Source organism: Armatimonadota bacterium, assembly GCA_031460175.1.
In the GTDB taxonomy this organism is placed as follows: domain Bacteria; phylum Sysuimicrobiota; class Sysuimicrobiia; order Sysuimicrobiales; family Sysuimicrobiaceae; genus Sysuimicrobium; species Sysuimicrobium tengchongense.
Genome location: JAVKGW010000001.1, coordinates 196,480 through 210,504 on the forward strand (window position 1 = coordinate 196,480; position 14,025 = coordinate 210,504).

The 14,025-nt window shown below is 69.2% G+C and carries 16 protein-coding genes, 1 tRNA gene and 1 pseudogene; 13 read left to right on the forward strand and 5 right to left on the reverse strand.

Annotation, left to right across the window (positions count from 1 at the left end):
• Nucleotides 1-162 precede the first annotated feature (162 nt).
• Together nth and QN206_00955 are read left to right on the forward strand one after the other, a co-directional pair.
• The gene (gene nth / locus QN206_00950; GenBank protein MDR7613374.1) at nucleotides 163-903 is read left to right on the forward strand and encodes an endonuclease III; all 741 of its coding nucleotides are present in this window, start codon (nucleotides 163-165) and stop codon (nucleotides 901-903) included.
• A 42-nt stretch (nucleotides 904-945) separates the two neighbouring features.
• On the forward strand, nucleotides 946-1,542 hold the full coding sequence (locus QN206_00955; protein ID MDR7613375.1) for a nucleoside-diphosphate kinase: 597 nt from the start codon (nucleotides 946-948) through the stop codon (nucleotides 1,540-1,542).
• Between the two features lies 1 nt (nucleotide 1,543).
• Here QN206_00955 and QN206_00960 read toward each other — a convergent pair whose 3' ends face one another.
• Both QN206_00960 and QN206_00965 read right to left on the reverse strand, forming a co-directional pair.
• On the reverse strand, nucleotides 1,544-2,308 hold the full coding sequence (locus QN206_00960) for a hypothetical protein (GenBank protein ID MDR7613376.1): 765 nt from the start codon (nucleotides 2,306-2,308) through the stop codon (nucleotides 1,544-1,546).
• An 85-nt stretch (nucleotides 2,309-2,393) separates the two neighbouring features.
• Nucleotides 2,394-2,735: a hypothetical protein gene (locus QN206_00965; protein ID MDR7613377.1), complete on the reverse strand. Its 342-nt coding sequence runs from the start codon at nucleotides 2,733-2,735 to the stop codon at nucleotides 2,394-2,396.
• 368 nt (nucleotides 2,736-3,103) lie between these two features.
• Here QN206_00965 and QN206_00970 point away from each other — a divergent pair.
• A pseudogene (locus QN206_00970) lies at nucleotides 3,104-3,625 on the forward strand (radical SAM protein).
• 328 nt (nucleotides 3,626-3,953) lie between these two features.
• Here the strand turns inward: QN206_00970 and QN206_00975 are convergent.
• Complete coding sequence (locus QN206_00975; GenBank protein MDR7613378.1) at nucleotides 3,954-4,748, reverse strand: alpha/beta fold hydrolase; 795 nt, start codon at nucleotides 4,746-4,748, stop codon at nucleotides 3,954-3,956.
• A gap of 90 nt (nucleotides 4,749-4,838) precedes the next feature.
• On the opposite strand from QN206_00975, the gene QN206_00980 reads away from it, so the two are divergent.
• The 6 genes from QN206_00980 (at nucleotide 4,839) to proS (ending at nucleotide 8,918) form a co-directional block, all read left to right on the forward strand.
• A tRNA-Lys gene (locus QN206_00980) sits at nucleotides 4,839-4,914 on the forward strand.
• 26 nt (nucleotides 4,915-4,940) lie between these two features.
• Nucleotides 4,941-5,495 (forward strand): O-methyltransferase, encoded by a 555-nt coding sequence (locus tag QN206_00985; GenBank protein ID MDR7613379.1) that lies wholly within the window; start codon nucleotides 4,941-4,943, stop codon nucleotides 5,493-5,495.
• Nucleotides 5,496-5,735: 240 nt separating this feature from the next.
• Nucleotides 5,736-6,602 (forward strand): sulfurtransferase, encoded by an 867-nt coding sequence (locus tag QN206_00990; protein ID MDR7613380.1) that lies wholly within the window; start codon nucleotides 5,736-5,738, stop codon nucleotides 6,600-6,602.
• Nucleotides 6,599-7,015, forward strand: coding sequence for a DUF4395 domain-containing protein (locus QN206_00995; protein MDR7613381.1), 417 nt, complete (start codon nucleotides 6,599-6,601; stop codon nucleotides 7,013-7,015). Before QN206_00990 ends, QN206_00995 begins: the two co-directional genes overlap by 4 nt.
• 4 nt (nucleotides 7,016-7,019) lie before the next feature.
• Entirely contained in the window at nucleotides 7,020-7,427 is a 408-nt protein-coding gene (locus QN206_01000; protein MDR7613382.1) for a thioredoxin family protein, read from the forward strand.
• A gap of 54 nt (nucleotides 7,428-7,481) precedes the next feature.
• Nucleotides 7,482-8,918: a proline--tRNA ligase gene (proS, locus tag QN206_01005; GenBank protein ID MDR7613383.1), complete on the forward strand. Its 1,437-nt coding sequence runs from the start codon at nucleotides 7,482-7,484 to the stop codon at nucleotides 8,916-8,918.
• Here the strand turns inward: proS and QN206_01010 are convergent.
• Nucleotides 8,915-9,505: a molybdenum cofactor guanylyltransferase gene (locus tag QN206_01010; GenBank protein ID MDR7613384.1), complete on the reverse strand. Its 591-nt coding sequence runs from the start codon at nucleotides 9,503-9,505 to the stop codon at nucleotides 8,915-8,917. The genes proS and QN206_01010 overlap by 4 nt on opposite strands.
• Nucleotides 9,506-9,533: 28 nt before the next feature.
• Between QN206_01010 and mobB the strand changes: the two genes are divergently transcribed.
• From mobB to QN206_01030, 4 genes are read left to right on the forward strand one after another with little or no spacing between them, the layout of a single operon-like run.
• Nucleotides 9,534-11,279, forward strand: coding sequence for a molybdopterin-guanine dinucleotide biosynthesis protein B (gene mobB / locus QN206_01015; protein ID MDR7613385.1), 1,746 nt, complete (start codon nucleotides 9,534-9,536; stop codon nucleotides 11,277-11,279).
• Nucleotides 11,280-11,281: 2 nt separating this feature from the next.
• Entirely contained in the window at nucleotides 11,282-12,010 is a 729-nt protein-coding gene (locus tag QN206_01020) for an exopolysaccharide biosynthesis protein (GenBank protein ID MDR7613386.1), read from the forward strand.
• Entirely contained in the window at nucleotides 12,007-12,852 is an 846-nt protein-coding gene (locus QN206_01025) for a YbaK/EbsC family protein (GenBank protein ID MDR7613387.1), read from the forward strand. The genes QN206_01020 and QN206_01025 overlap by 4 nt, the downstream gene beginning before the upstream one ends.
• Before the next feature lie 27 nt (nucleotides 12,853-12,879).
• A complete protein-coding gene (locus QN206_01030) occupies nucleotides 12,880-13,689 on the forward strand; it encodes a class I SAM-dependent methyltransferase (GenBank protein MDR7613388.1) in 810 nt (269 codons plus the stop codon).
• A gap of 72 nt (nucleotides 13,690-13,761) precedes the next feature.
• On the opposite strand, the gene QN206_01035 is transcribed toward QN206_01030, so the two are convergent.
• On the reverse strand, nucleotides 13,762-13,968 hold the full coding sequence (locus QN206_01035; GenBank protein ID MDR7613389.1) for a cold-shock protein: 207 nt from the start codon (nucleotides 13,966-13,968) through the stop codon (nucleotides 13,762-13,764).
• Between the last annotated feature and the right edge of the window lie 57 nt (nucleotides 13,969-14,025).

Below are 14,025 nucleotides of genomic sequence, written 5' to 3' on the forward strand. Positions count from 1 at the left end.
CGAACGAAGGTACGGGTTAAGAATACGCGCTGGTAGGCGCCCAATTCCTTCCCTAAGGTAGATTTTGCCACCTTCTGGGCCGATTTCGCCCGATTTGGGGGATTTCGGCCCCAATGCGTGGCCCTTGGCATCCCAACCCTCAGGCGCTATCCTGGGCTCGCCATGTCCGTGCGGAAAGCCACCCCCCGGGAGACCCCGGAGCAAAAAGCCAATCGCATCCGGAAGATTCTGGAAATCCTCCGGGGTCTCTACCCGGATCCCCGGATCCCCCTCCGCCACCGCTCGCCCTTTGAACTGCTGATCGCCACCATCCTCTCCGCCCGGTGCACGGACGAGATGGTGAACCGGGTGACCCCGGAGCTGTTCGCCCGTTTCCCCACGCCGCAGGCCCTCGCCCGGGCGGACCTCCGGGAGGTGGAGCGGCTCATCCGACCGACGGGGTTCTACCGACAGAAGGCCCGGACCGTCCAGGCGGTGAGCCAGGTCTTGGTGGACCGGCACGGGGGGGAGGTACCGCCCCGGATGGAGGACCTCGTGAAGCTCCCGGGGGTTGGCCGCAAGACCGCGAATGTCCTCTTCTCCGCCGCGGAGATCGAGCGCTGGCCCGGCTGGCCGGAGATCCCGCAGGCGGACGGATCCGGCATCGTGGTGGACACGCACGTGACCCGCCTGAGCCAGCGCCTGGGCCTGAGCTTCCAGGTGGACCCCGAGAAGATCGAGCGGGAACTAATGAGCTTGGTGCCGCAGGAGGAGTGGGGGCGGTTCGCCCTCCGCCTGATCTATTTCGGCCGGCAAGTATGCACCGCCCGGGCTCCCAAGTGCTCCACCTGCCCTCTACGGGAGGTGTGCCCCTCGGCCCCGTACGCGGGGAACCCACCGTGGATGGGCAGAAGCGCCCGGTAAAATCGTCCGGGTAACTCCTTTAGGTGGCTCCGGAGGTGGACCGTGCAAACCCCCCGAGAGGAGCGGACGCTGCTCATCGTCAAGCCCGATGGAGTTCAGCGGGGACTGGTGGGCGAGATCCTGAGGCGGCTCGAGCGGGCGGGTCTCAAGATCGTGGGCCTCAAGATGCTGCGGGCTCCCCGGAGTCTGCTGGAGCGGCACTACCCCGACCGGGAGGACTTCCTCCGCACCATCGGTACGAAAACCAAGGAGGCTTTCGAGGCATACGGGCTCGATGTACGGGAGCGGATGGGGACCGAGGACCTCGTGGAGATCGGTGCCCGGGTGCGCGGCTGGCTCATCGAGTTCATGGCATCCGGACCCGTGGTGGCCGCGGTGATCGAGGGGGTACACGCGGTGAGCGCGGTCCGCAAGCTGGTCGGCAAGACCCTCCCCATCTTCGCGGAGCCGGGCACCATCCGGGGGGACTTCAGCACGGACTCCCCCACCCTCGCGAATTTGGAGCTCCGGCCCGTCCGCAACCTCGTGCACGCTTCAGGGACCCTGGAGGAGGCCGCGTACGAGATCGGGCTTTGGTTTGCGGAGGAGGAAATCCACCCCTACCGCCGGGCGGACGAGGGGGCCCTGTTCGGGAGGTAAGTCAGTTCAGGGCGGGGATCTTCGCCAGGACCCAGCCTCCCGCTTGCAGGAACATCTCCTCCCGGATCCCCGGGAGGAGATCCGGGGGCGCCACCGCGTCCACGATCACCTTCCCCGTGTCCACGGAGAGGACGAGGAAGGGAAGGCCCGTGTGCGGGTTGGTCTCCTGGACCACCCGGAGGACGCGCCCGCTCAGCATGGCCGTAGCCTCCGGGCGCTCCGGGATCACGGGCTCGTCCAGGCTGAAGTAGGGAGTGCTGGCAAAGGTATAGGGCGGGAGCCGGAACCCCGCCTGGAGTGCTTCCTCCGCCACCGCCAGGGCATCCGGAAAGATCCGGGCCTCGTGCAGGAAAACCGCCAACCGGGCCTGCACGAGGCGCGGGAGGGAATCCAGAAGCGGAGCGACGGCCAGGTAATCCACGAGGTCGCACACGAGGGGGAACGCGCCGGAGTAGGGCTCTCCCGCTTCCGTAGGGTTGATCCACGCTTCTGCCCACCCTTCCTCCGGATGGTCCGGATCCGCCCCGCATCCCACCACGCTCAGGAGGTGGTCGCGGCCGGAGTCGTAGAACGGCAAGACCCCCAAGGCCTCCCCCTTCGGCCCTACCTCCGCCCACAGCTCCACGCCCCGCCCCACGCACCACATCCGCAATCCCAGAACCGGATCCCGTCCCACGGGCACCCCTACCCGGACCGCCTCCTCCGCGAGGCGGGCAAGATCCGGGGCATCGCGGACCGCAAAGCCGACACACGCGTAGTAGTTCATAAAACAGAAGGCCGCCCACTTGGCGACCTCTCCCCTGCCCCCGAAGTCAGCTCGGGGACTTCACCGGCTCTGGGTGGTCCACCGCCTAGCGGCGGCGCCGGCTCCGCTGCGTGGAGCGGCTGCCCGAACTCCGTCGGGCCGCGGTCCGACGGGCCGCGGTGCGACCCGTAGCTCTCGCCTTCCGGGCCGTGGTCCTGGCCTTGGCCCGAGCCGTGGTCCTGCGGCGCGCGGGAGCCGCCGCCTTCTTCGGCTTGGCAGCAGCCCTCCGCTTCGCCGGAGCCGCCTTCCTTGCCGCGGGCTTGCGGGCCGCGGGCTTGCGGGCTGCGGGCCTGCGGGCCGCGGGGCGTCTCGCGGGCCGACGGGGCGCAGGTTGTTCGGGCGCCGGGGTGGGTTCCGCGGGAGCCATGGCTTCCGTTTCCGTGTACATGCCCTCTTCCTCCTCCGTCATGGATGGGAGCGCCTGTTGCACCTGTTCTTCTGCATCTCCGGAAAGAAATCCTTCTCGTTCGTATCCCGTCATCGCAACAACCCTCCTTTATGCTTCGCTTCTAGCTCATTCTATGCGTGGTTTGCGCACGTGCGCAAACCACGCCGTACTCTCCGGTTCCGAAGTGTGAGGCGCTCGAGCGAACCGCACCGCAACCGGTGCGCCCTGCACCCCTCCCGAGGTTGCCCACCTACCCGGGAGGACCGACGCCCGCACTTGACGCGAACAAAGGTTCGCATTATCCTCGAGGCATGCCGCGGGAGTACGTGGAGATCCGGGTCCGGAGCGTGCTCAACCGGGTGGAGGGGATGCCCTTCCGGTGGTCCATCAACCCATACCGGGGCTGCGCGCATGCCTGCGTTTTCTGCTACGCCCGGCGGACGCACGCGTTCCTGGAGGAGGACGGCATTCGGGGATGGGGCAACCGGATTTTCGTGAAGGTGAATGCCCCGGAAGTCCTGCGGGCGGAGCTGGCGCACCCCTCGTGGAAGCGGGAGGAGGTGGCCATCGGGACTGCCACGGACCCGTATCAGCCCATCGAGGGCCGGTACCGCCTCACCCGGAGGATCCTCGAGGCGCTGTGCGACTCCCGCACGCCAGCGAGCCTTGTCACCCGCTCCCCGCTCATCCTGCGGGACGTGGACGTCCTCCTGGCCCTCCACCGACGAGCAGGGGTTGCGGTTTGGGTGAGCATCGCCACCCTGGATCCCCACGTGGCCCGCACCCTCGAGCCCACGGTCGCGCCTCCCCACCAGCGCCTCCGAACCGTGGCGCGGCTCAGCGCCGCGGGCCTGGCGGTGGGGGTCCTGGTAGCCCCCATCCTGCCGGGCCTTACGGACGCCCCCAAAACCCTGGAAGCCGTGATCCGCGCCGCCTGGGACCACGGGGCCCGGTTCATCGGCCACGGCGTCCTGAACCTGGGGGAGGTCACCCGGGAGACGTTCTTCCGGTTCCTCCAGGATCGCCATCCCGAGCTCATAACGCTCTACGAGCGCCTGTACCCGCGGAAGTACGCGCCCCGGGCGTATGTAAGGGCGGTGGACCGCATCGTGGAGCGGTACCGGGAACGCTTCGGCTTCCGAAACCGCCCTTCGCCCCGGGCCCCCCAGCAACTCCTCCTGCTCCCCCGCAGCGTCTGGATGCCTCCGCCCCGCAGGGCTACACCGCCAGGGGGCGGAGAAAGTCCGCAAGCGCCCGCGCGAGGGCTTCCGGAGCCTCCAGGCTCGGGGTGTGCCCGCAGCGGGGGAGGAGGACCAGCTGTGCCCGGGGGAGCCTCTCCGCCATGGTCCGGGCGCTCTCCGGGGGCGTGACGGGATCTTCCTCTCCCCCCACCACCAGGGCCGGCATCCCGAGGCCGGGGAGCAGCGCGCGGCTGTCGGGCCGTTCCATCATCCCCTGCAGGCACCCCACCAGGACGTGGGCCGGGACCGAGGCCGCAAGTTCCCGGAGATGTTCCAGGATCTCCGGATGGGAGGCTCTCGTGGTGGCGCCCAGGAGGTTGGGCAGGAAGGCCTCTAGGAAGGCGCTGGGCCCTTCCGCGCGGATGGCCTCGATGGCCTGACGCCGCCGGGCCTTCCCCTCCTCCGTGTCCGGTTCCGCCCGGGTGCACACCAGCACAAGTCCCATCAGACGCTCGGGCGCGCGGCCGGCGACGCGGAAGACGACGTATCCTCCCATGGAGTGTCCCCCCAGCACGAACCGGTCCAATCCGAGTGCGTCCGCGAGCCCCAGGACGTCCTCCGCGAAGGTCTCCATGGTGTAGGGACCTTCCGGCTTTTCCGAACGGCCAAACCCCCGCAGGTCCGGGGTAATCAGCCGGCAGTGGGGGGCAAGGAGGTCCCGGAGGGGAGCCCAGATCCCGGAGGAGAGGGGAAATCCGTGAAGGAGGAGCACGGGGAGACCTTTCCCCGTGTCCTCGCAGTACAGCCGGCAGCCTCGAACCTCCACGAACATGCTTCCCTCCCTCAGAGCAACTACCCCGATCTTACCAGCCGCGCACCGCTTGGTACGTACCTTCCCTTTGCCGTACAATGCCTCCGGGGAGGGCCGTTAGCTCAGTGGGTAGAGCGCCGGGCTTTTAACCCGGGCGTCGGGGGTTCGAGTCCCTCACGGCCCACCAGCGAAGGTGCGGTCCCGGGGGTGCCGGTGGGGGAGGACAGGATCCTCGGGGTGATCCGGGAGCTGGAGCGGACCACGGGTTATGGTCGGCGCTTCCCCATCCTGGGGCCCGCAAAGGGAGAGCTCCTCTACGCCCTCACCCTCGTGGCCCGACCCGCTGCGGTGCTCGAGCTCGGGACCGGGGTCGGCTACTCTTCCCTCCACATGGCCCGGGCCTTGCCCTCGGGGGCGAAGCTGGTCTCCGTGGACTGGGATCCCCGAAACGCCCGGGAAGCCCTCCAGAACGTGAAGAAGGCGGGACTGGAGGGGATGGTGGAGATCGTGGTGGAGGAGGCCGGCGCCTTCCTCCGCCGGAGCACCTCCCTGTACGACATGATCTTCCTGGACGTGGACAAGTCACGGTACCTCCCCCTCCTGGAGGACTGCATCGCGAGGTTGCACAGGGGAGGGATCCTCGTGGCGGATAACCTCCTCTGGCCAGAGCTCCGGGAGTTCCGGGAGGCCATCACGAGGCACCCGAGCCTCCGGTCCGCCATCATCCAGTTGGAGGACGGTGTCTCCTTGAGCGTGAAGGTGGCGTAGTACGCCGGGACCGCCCCTTGACGGGCAGCCCTACCGGAGGCATATTGAGAGATGTCATGAGGCGGGTATTCACCCGGTACGCCCCCCGCAGCTGTATCTGTCTCCGGCGGAGGCAGGGTGTGCCTTCGCCGCAGTCCGTCTAGTTTTCCCCCGAGCACTCCCTGTCTCCGCTTCCCGTGGCCGCGGATCACGCGGTGTCCTGCACGGTTCACATCTTTCTTTCCGAAGGAGGGAGTCCGGATGGCTCAGTACGCACATCCCGAAGTTCTGGTGGAGACCGGATGGTTGCACGAGCACCTGGGGGATCCCACGCTTCGGATCGTGGAGTCCAACGAGGATCCCGATCTCTACGCGCAGGGCCACATCCCCGGGGCCATCCACATCCGGTGGAAGACGGATCTACAGGACCCCGTACGCCGGGACTGGATCAGCCGGGAGCAGCTGGAGAGGCTGCTGGGCGGACGAGGGATCGGCAACGAGCATACCATCGTCCTCTACGGGGATAAGAACAACTGGTTCGCCACCTACACCTTCTGGCTGCTGCGGTACTACGGGGTGGAGAACCTGAAGATCCTGAACGGCGGCCGGCAGAAGTGGATCGCGGAGGGCCGCCCCCTTACCACGGAGGTGCCGCAGTACCCGCCCACCACCTTCCGGGCCAGGGACCCGGATCCTGCGCTGCGGGCCTTTCGGGACGAGATCCTCCAGCGGCTGCGGGATCCCGCGCTCGCCCTCGTGGATGTCCGTTCCCCCCAGGAGTACCATGGGGAGCTCATCGCGCCGCCCGGGTATCCGCAGGAGGGAGCCCAGCGGCCCGGACACATCCCGGGCGCTGTGAACGTCCCCTGGACCCAGAACGTGCGGGAGGATGGGACCTTCAGGTCCGCGGAGGAGCTGCGGGCCCTCTATGAGCCGCAGGGGATCGCCCCCGATAAGGAGGTGATCGCCTACTGCCGGATCGGGGAGCGCTCGAGCCTCACCTGGTTCGTGCTGAAGTACCTGCTGGGCTACCCGAAGGTGAAGAACTACGACGGGTCCTGGACGGAGTGGGGGAGCCTCGTGGGCGCCCCGATTGAGCGCACGGCTTCCGGGGAGGTCGGGAGATGATGGTGGACCGCAATGCCCTGCGGACCAACCAGGTGGGTATCCTCGTGCTGGTGGTGGCGGCGTTCCTGCTGGACCTCCCGTGGCTATTGCTCCTCACAGGCCTTGCCCTCACCCTGGGAGCCCTGGATCCCCGGGTCGCCCCCTTCCAGCTCCTGTACCACCGGGTGCTGAAGGGCCGTCTGGTACGGCCGGACGCGCGTCCGGAAGACCCGACTCCCCACCGGTTCGCCCAGGCCCTGGGCGGAACCTTCCTCCTCGCGGCCGCGGTGGCCTTGTTCGGGGGAGCCTACGGGGTGGGTTGGACGCTCGCCTGGCTCGTGGCGGCCCTGGCCTTGGTGAACCTCCTCTTCGGGTTCTGCGCGGGCTGCTTCCTCTACCTCCAGCTCGCCCGCCTGGGCGTCCTCCGGCGGTGAAGGGATGTCGGAACGGGTGCTGATCGCCCTCGGGATCCTCCTCCTCGTCACGGTGGGGTGGTCGGCCTTCCTCCGCTTCCGCGACCGGCGGTTTCTGCGGGCGCCGGCGGACGTGCCCGGGCCCGCGGTGGTGGCCTTCACCCACCCCCTGTGCGTCCCGTGCCGCACCCAGCAGGTGCCGGCCCTGGAGCGCCTGCGGATCTCGCACCCGGAGGTCCGCATCGAGGTGGTGGACGTGCTACAGCATCCGGAACGCGCCCGGCGGTACGGGATCTGGACCGTCCCCGCCACCGCGGTGGTGGACGCCTCCGGTCGCATCGTCGCCCTCAACCACGGGGTGGCGGACGAGCACCGTCTCCTCCACCAGCTGGCCCAGACACATCCGCCCCTCCGGGAACTCACCCGCGCGTGACGGGACCCAAAGGGGGTGGTACAATCCGTCACGCGCGGGGAGGCAGGGAGATCCATGGAAGCGAAGGAGGTCGTCAAGGAAATCCCCCGCAAGCACGAGAGCCTCTCGGAGTGGTACACCGCGGTTTGCCTCCGGGCGGAGCTCGCGGACTACGCGCCCGTGCGCGGGTGCATGGTGATCCGGCCGTACGGATGGGCCCTCTGGGAGAACATCCAACGCTGGCTCGATGCGGAGTTCCGGCGTACGGGGCACCAGACCGCGGCCTTCCCGCTTTTCATCCCCGAGTCCTTCCTCAAGAAGGAGGCGGAGCACGTGGCGGGGTTCGCCCCGCAGGTGGCGTGGGTGACCCACGGGGGGGAGGAGGCGCTCAGCGAGCGGCTTGCGGTGCGTCCCACCTCCGAGGCCATCATCATGCCCATGTACGCGAAGTGGATCCAGTCCTACCGGGACTTGCCCGTGCGCATCCTCCAATGGGGGAGCGTGGTGCGGTGGGAAAAGTCCACGCGCCTGTTCCTGCGCACCCTGGAGTTCTTCTGGCACGAGGGGCACACCGCCCATCGCACCGCGGAGGAGGCGGACGAGGAGTGCCGCCTGATCCTCGACATCTACCGGCGCCTGCTGGAAGGAGAGCTGGCCATCCCCGTTCTCGTCGGGAAAAAACCCCCGAGCGAGAAGTTCGCGGGCGCGGACTGGACCTACACCCTGGAGGCCCTCATGCCCGACGGGCAAGCGATCCAGGCGGGGACCTCCCACTTCCTCGGACAGCACTTCGCCCGGGCCTTTCAGGTGAAGTTCCTGGACCGGGACAACACGGAGAAGTATGTGTGGACCACCTCCTGGGCGGTGACCACACGCCTGATCGGCGCCCTCGTGCTGGCCCACGGGGATGACCGGGGGCTGTTCTTGCCGCCCCGCATCGCTCCCATCCAGGTGGTGATCGTCCCCATCCGGTTCGAGGAGGAGCCCGGGGTCCTGGAGCGGGCGCGGGTCCTCGCCGCGCGGCTGGGAGAACGTTTCCGGGTGCACCTGGACGACCGAGAGGAGTACACGCCCGGGTGGAAGTTCAACGAGTGGGAGCTCCGCGGCGTGCCGCTGCGCATCGAGCTGGGCCCCCGGGAGCTCCGGGGGGAGCAGGCGGTACTGGTGGCCCGGGACGGGGAGGGGGGCAAGCGATCGGTGCCGCTGGCGGGGATCGAGGAGGCGGTGGAGGCGGAGCTGGAGGCCGTGCAGCGAAGGATGTTCGAGCGGGCCCGGGAATTCCTCCAGACCCACACCCTGGCCGCCACCTCTTACGAGGAGGCCACGGAGCTCATCCGGCAGCGCCGGGGGTTCGTGCGGGTGCAGTGGTGCCTGGATCAGGGCTGTGAGGATCGGTTGCGGGAGGACACGGGGGGATCCCCCCGGGTGATCCCGGAGGAGCCTCCGGAGGGCACCTGCGTGGTCTGCGGCCAGCCCTCCCGGGCCGTGGTGTACTTCGCCCGGGCCTACTAGCTCTTGCCCGATAGCCGGTAGAGGGCTCGCTCGTAGTCCTCCGGGGTGTTCAGGTTAAAGAAGCTCACGAGCTCCGGGTCCACTTGCCGCACCTCCGGCTCCGGCACGAAGTGCACGCGCAACCGTGCAAACAGATCCCGCAGGGATCCCCCACCTGCCCGCAGGAGCGCTTCCGCATGGGGGAGGACGGTCCTGCGATAGACCGCGCAGAGGGGTTCCGGCCGTCCCCGCACCACCGGTACCGCGGCATCCGCCCCCCCCGCGCGGCGGAGAAGGTGGCGCAAGAGGGCGGGCTCCACGAACGGCAGGTCACAGGCCACGCAGACCCCCAGCTCCGTCTCCGCGGCCGATAGCCCCGCGTGCAGCCCCGCGAGCGGCCCGAGCCCCGGAAACCGATCCGAAACCACCTCGAATCCCGGATACCGGCCCGGTTCCCGCACCACCACCAGGACCCTGGGGCACACGGATCGAACCCGCCGCACCACCCAACCGAGGAGGGTGTCCGGGCCGAAGGGCAAGGTCGCCTTGTCCCGGCCCATGCGCCGGCTGTGGCCTCCCGCAAGCACGATCCCCGTAGCGTGCGGCACGTCGCGGGGGATCGTACCATAGAGGTGCGTGGCGGAGGAAGCGGTGGCCCTGGACCTGGAACTGGCCTTCCAGCAGCTCCTGCGGGAAGCGGAGCCGGTTGGGACGGAGCGCGTTCCCGTCGCCGCGGCCGCGGGGCGGGTGGCGGCGGAGTCCTACGTCTGCCCCCGGCCCGTCCCGTCTTTCCGGCGGGCGGCCATGGATGGGTACGTGGTTTGGGAGGCGGACGTGCGGGATGCCTCCCCGAACCGGCCTGTCCGGCTGAGGATCACGGGGGAGGTCCGCATGGGAGAGGAGCCCGCGGAAGGGCCAGGTCGCGGGGAAGCCTGGGCCATCCCCACGGGAGGTGCCCTGCCGCGCCGCGGAGACCGGGTGATCCCCATCGAGCAGGTACGGCGGGAGCAGGACGTGCTGGTCTTCTCCGGCCCCATGCCCCGGAAGCCTCATGTAGCGGAACCCGGAGAGGAGGCCCGCCCCGGCGCGGTGCTGGTGCAGCGGGGGGAGGTGATCCGGCCGGCCGCGGTGGGGGCCCTGGCCGCGTGCGGGTTCGGGGAGATCGAGGTGTACCGGAGACCGCGGGTGGTGCTCCTGGCCACGGGAGACGAGCTCGTTGACCCCCCCGCTCTTCCCCCTCCGGGGAGGGTAGTGAACTCCAACGCCCCCACCCTCGCCGCGGAGCTTGTGGCCCTCGGGTGCGAGGTGCGCCTCGGGGGCATCGTCCCGGATGCGCCGGAGAGCCTCGCGGAGGCTTTCCGGGCGGCCCTGGAGGAGGGCCACCACGTGGTCCTCACCACGGGCGCGGTTTCCGTGGGTGCCACGGATCGCGTCCCACGCACCTGGCTGGATCTCGGGGCCCGCCGGATCCTGGGACGGGTAGATCTCAAACCGGGAGGACCCTTCTTCGCGGGCCGGGTGGGGGAGTGCTGGGGGATCGGACTCTCCGGGAATCCCGCGGCGTGCCTCGCCGCCTATCACCTGCTCGTGCGCCCCTTCCTCCTGCGTCTTGGGGGTCACGCACGGATCGTGCGGCCCGTGGTCCTGGCCCGCCTGCGATCCGGCCCCACGCGGGAAGCGGACCGGACCCGGGCGTTGTGGGGTCGGGTTTTCGGGGAGCCGCCGGAGGTGGAGACCCTTGAAGAGGGAGGAACCCTGGTGGGGATGAGCCGGGCGAACGGGCTCGTCCTCCTGCGACCGGGGACCCCCAGGCTCCGTCCGGGCTCCCGGGTGCCGGTTCTCTGCCTGGACCGGCGGGAGGAGGCGACAGAGCTGCGCATCCCCCCGGCTCAACCCGCACCCCTCGTGGTGGGGGTAGTGGGCGCCTCCGGAAGCGGGAAGACCACGGTGATCGAAGGACTCCTGCGCCGGTTGCGGTCCGACGGGAGGGCGGTGGCGGCCATTAAGCACGCGGCCCACGGGTTTGACCCCGACCGGCCCGGGAGCGACAGCCACCGCATGGCCTGCGCGGGGGCTCGTGCGGTCCTCGTGGCGGGACCCGAGGAGCGTTTCCTCCGGCTTCGGGCAGATCCCGGAGCTCCGTCTGTGGAACGACTCGTGGAGGAGCTGGCGGACGCCTCGGGAGGCCTGGACCTCGTGCTGGTGGAGGGATTCCGACACCGGGACCACCCGGTGGTCCGGGTCGGTGCCGGCAAGGATCCCCAGGATGGGGCATGGCTGGAGATCCCTGCCTTCTCCGAGCTGCCAAGATCCAGACAGGAGGCGGTGCTGGACGACCTAGCTGCCCGGATCCGCACCTGGCTGCGGGAGGGGGGTCCGTGAGCATGCGCTTCCGGTTTCTCCCCGCTTCCGGTAGAATGCGGGACGACGCGTGGAGTGGGCACCTGCGAGCCACTGGGCGGAGAGCCGTAGCTCTCGCCATGCATCGCCTCGGTCACGTCCCACCGGGAGAGCGGCCGCTGTCGGAGCTGCTGGAGGAGGTCTTTGCCACGAAGGACGAGCGGGTGGTCACCGTGCGGGAGATCGCGGATCGTATGAACGAGCGGGGGTTCGGATTTGCCCTCATCCTGCTCGCGCTGCCCACCATGATCCCCGTCCTCCCGCCGGGCACCTCCGGCGTGGTTGGCGGTCTCTACGTCCTCCTCGCCATCCAGATGGCCCTCGGCCGGGAGCGCCCCTGGCTTCCCCGTAGGGTTCTGGATTACCGGCTTTCCCACCGCGCGGCGGAAGGGCTGCGCAACCGCGGGGTCCGGATGGTGCGCTACCTAGAGCGCTTCTCCCGGCCCCGCTGGACGCCCATGGGGGACGCGGCCCTGCTGCGGCTGTGCGCGGCGTTCGTCCTGGCCATGGGTGTCGTGCTCTTCCTGCCCCTGCCGTTCCTCAATACCCTTCCCGGGCTCGCGACCCTCGCCATGGGCGTGGGGCTCCTGAACCGGGACGGCATCCTCTTGGCCGTCGGCATCGGGATCTCCCTTTTCGTCCTCTCCCTGGTGGGCGTGAGCGCGCAGGCGCTGCGGGGGGTGCTCGGATGGCTCCTCTCCCTGATCCGATGAGCGAGGAGCGGCTCCGCTTTACCACGCACCCCATCCCGGGGAAGGGACGGGGTCGACACCTCGGGTTCCCCACCCTGAACCTCCACATCCCCCCGGACCTCCGGCTCGCACCCGGGATCTATGCCTGCTGGGTGCGGACGGGACAGGCGGTTTACCCGGGGGCCCTCCACTTCGGTCCCATCCCCGTCTTCGGGGAGGAGGACCCCTCCCTGGAGGTCCACCTGCTCGACGTGGGTTTCGGGGACCCTCCCAGCGAGGTCACCGTGGAGGTGGTGCGGTTCTTGCGACCTGTACAGGCCTTTGATTCCCCCCAGACCCTCGCCCGGCAGATGGCGGAGGACGTGGCGCGGGCCCGGGCGATCCTGGAGGCCGACCGGGGCGTCCAGCGGGTCGCCATGGCGCTCGCCCACCACGGCCTTCCCGTCCGCATCCTGAGATTCCCCCAGGGCACCCGCACCGCACAGGAGGCCGCCGCGGCCTTGAGGACCACCCCGGGGCAGATCGTGAAGTCCCTGGTGTTCCTGGCGGACGGAGAGCCGCTGCTGGTGCTTGCCTCCGGCGCGCACCGGGTGAGCCGGGAGAAGCTCCGGAGGGAGACGAACGCCCGGGTGGTACGGTCCGCGGATCCAGAGACGGTGCAGCGCATCACGGGATTCCCGGTGGGAGCGGTCTCTCCCCTCGGGCTCGCCTCGGAAATCCCGGTTTACATGGACGAGACCCTGCTCCGGCACGAGGAGGTGTACGCGGGAGCGGGGGCTCCGGACGCCCTGTTCGCCATCTCCCCCGCCGACCTCCGTCGGATCACGGGGGCCCGGGTCGCGGATCTGAAGCAGGAGCCGTAGGGGAAGCGTAGAACTTTCCCCGGTGCGATGGACAACCCGGAGCACCGGTTCTCCTTCGAGAAGTTCAGCACCCACCCGTTCTTCCGGGCGGTGAACGCCTGGCTCGTGGACCACGCCCGCCTCTCCCGAAACGCCACCGTGGTGGACCTGGGATGCGGCGTCGGAACCGTCACGGAGATGATCCTGGAGCGCCTGGATCCGCAGGCGGGTGCGGTGGTGTACGCCATCGACCCCTCCCCCTCCGCCCTGGAGATCGCCCAGTCCCGCATCCGCTCCTCCATCGTGCACTTCCTGCGGGGCACCGCGGAGCGGCTCAGCCAGCTCGTTCCCCAGGCGGACGCGGTCCTGTTCTGCAACGCCATCCATCTGGTCCAGGAAAAGGCCCTGGTGTGCCGGGAAGTTCTCTCCGTCCTCCGCAAGGGAGGGGTGTTCGCCTTCAACACCACCTTCTTTGAGGGCGCCTACCCCCCCGAGACTCTCCGCTTCTACACCATGTGGGTCCTGCGCGCCATCCGCTTCCTCCGACGACAGGGCATCGAGCTCGCTCGAGGGGTGAAGGCCACCGCCATGCGGTGGTTGACGCCCGAGCAGTACGCGGAGATGCTGGCCCAGACAGGATTCGGAGAGATCCAGATGGAGCTGCAGACCCACGCCCTCTCCGAACAGAGCCTGCTGGACATCAGCGAATTCGACCTGTTCATCGAGGGTGCCCTACCGGGCGTTCCCCTGGAGATCGCCTCACGGGCCCTCCAGGAGGGCGTGCGTCAGGCCTTCCGGGAGCTCAGCTTGACCGCGGTTCCCCGTACCTGGCTCCAGGTGATCGCGCGCCGGACGTAACAGCCTCTCTGGAAGGCCCGGCCCGCCCCTTCCCCGAATCCTCCCGGGCGGGAGGAGAGGCGTACGGTGGGGTTAACCGATGACGCGGACGTTTGCGGCTTGCGGCCCTTTCTGGCCCTGCGTGACCTCGTACTCGACCTTCTGCCCTTCCTGAAGGTTCCGGTACCCGGTCCCCACGATGGCGGTGTAGTGCACGAACACGTCCTTGCCGCCGTCCTCCGGAGTGATGAATCCGTACCCCTTCTCCGGGCTGAACCACTTCACCGTTCCGACTGGCATTGCATGACCTCCGTTCCCTTGCCGTTCCAGGCCCTTGCGATTGGTTTTTGGGCCTGT

Bases quoted from the DNA above. Each gene is read 5' to 3' on its own strand.
- nth (MDR7613374.1), top strand. From the start codon at position 163: ATGTCCGTGCGGAAAGCCACCCCCCGGGAGACCCCGGAGCAAAAAGCC.
- QN206_00960 (MDR7613376.1), bottom strand. From the start codon at position 2,308: ATGAACTACTACGCGTGTGTCGGCTTTGCGGTCCGCGATGCCCCGGAT.
- QN206_00965 (MDR7613377.1), bottom strand. From the start codon at position 2,735: ATGTACACGGAAACGGAAGCCATGGCTCCCGCGGAACCCACCCCGGCG.
- QN206_00975 (MDR7613378.1), bottom strand. From the start codon at position 4,748: ATGTTCGTGGAGGTTCGAGGCTGCCGGCTGTACTGCGAGGACACGGGG.
- QN206_00990 (MDR7613380.1), top strand. From the start codon at position 5,736: ATGGCTCAGTACGCACATCCCGAAGTTCTGGTGGAGACCGGATGGTTG.
- QN206_00995 (MDR7613381.1), top strand. From the start codon at position 6,599: ATGATGGTGGACCGCAATGCCCTGCGGACCAACCAGGTGGGTATCCTC.
- QN206_01000 (MDR7613382.1), top strand. From the start codon at position 7,020: ATGTCGGAACGGGTGCTGATCGCCCTCGGGATCCTCCTCCTCGTCACG.
- proS (MDR7613383.1), top strand. From the start codon at position 7,482: ATGGAAGCGAAGGAGGTCGTCAAGGAAATCCCCCGCAAGCACGAGAGC.
- QN206_01020 (MDR7613386.1), top strand. From the start codon at position 11,282: ATGCGCTTCCGGTTTCTCCCCGCTTCCGGTAGAATGCGGGACGACGCG.
- QN206_01025 (MDR7613387.1), top strand. From the start codon at position 12,007: ATGAGCGAGGAGCGGCTCCGCTTTACCACGCACCCCATCCCGGGGAAG.
- QN206_01030 (MDR7613388.1), top strand. From the start codon at position 12,880: ATGGACAACCCGGAGCACCGGTTCTCCTTCGAGAAGTTCAGCACCCAC.
- QN206_01035 (MDR7613389.1), bottom strand. From the start codon at position 13,968: ATGCCAGTCGGAACGGTGAAGTGGTTCAGCCCGGAGAAGGGGTACGGA.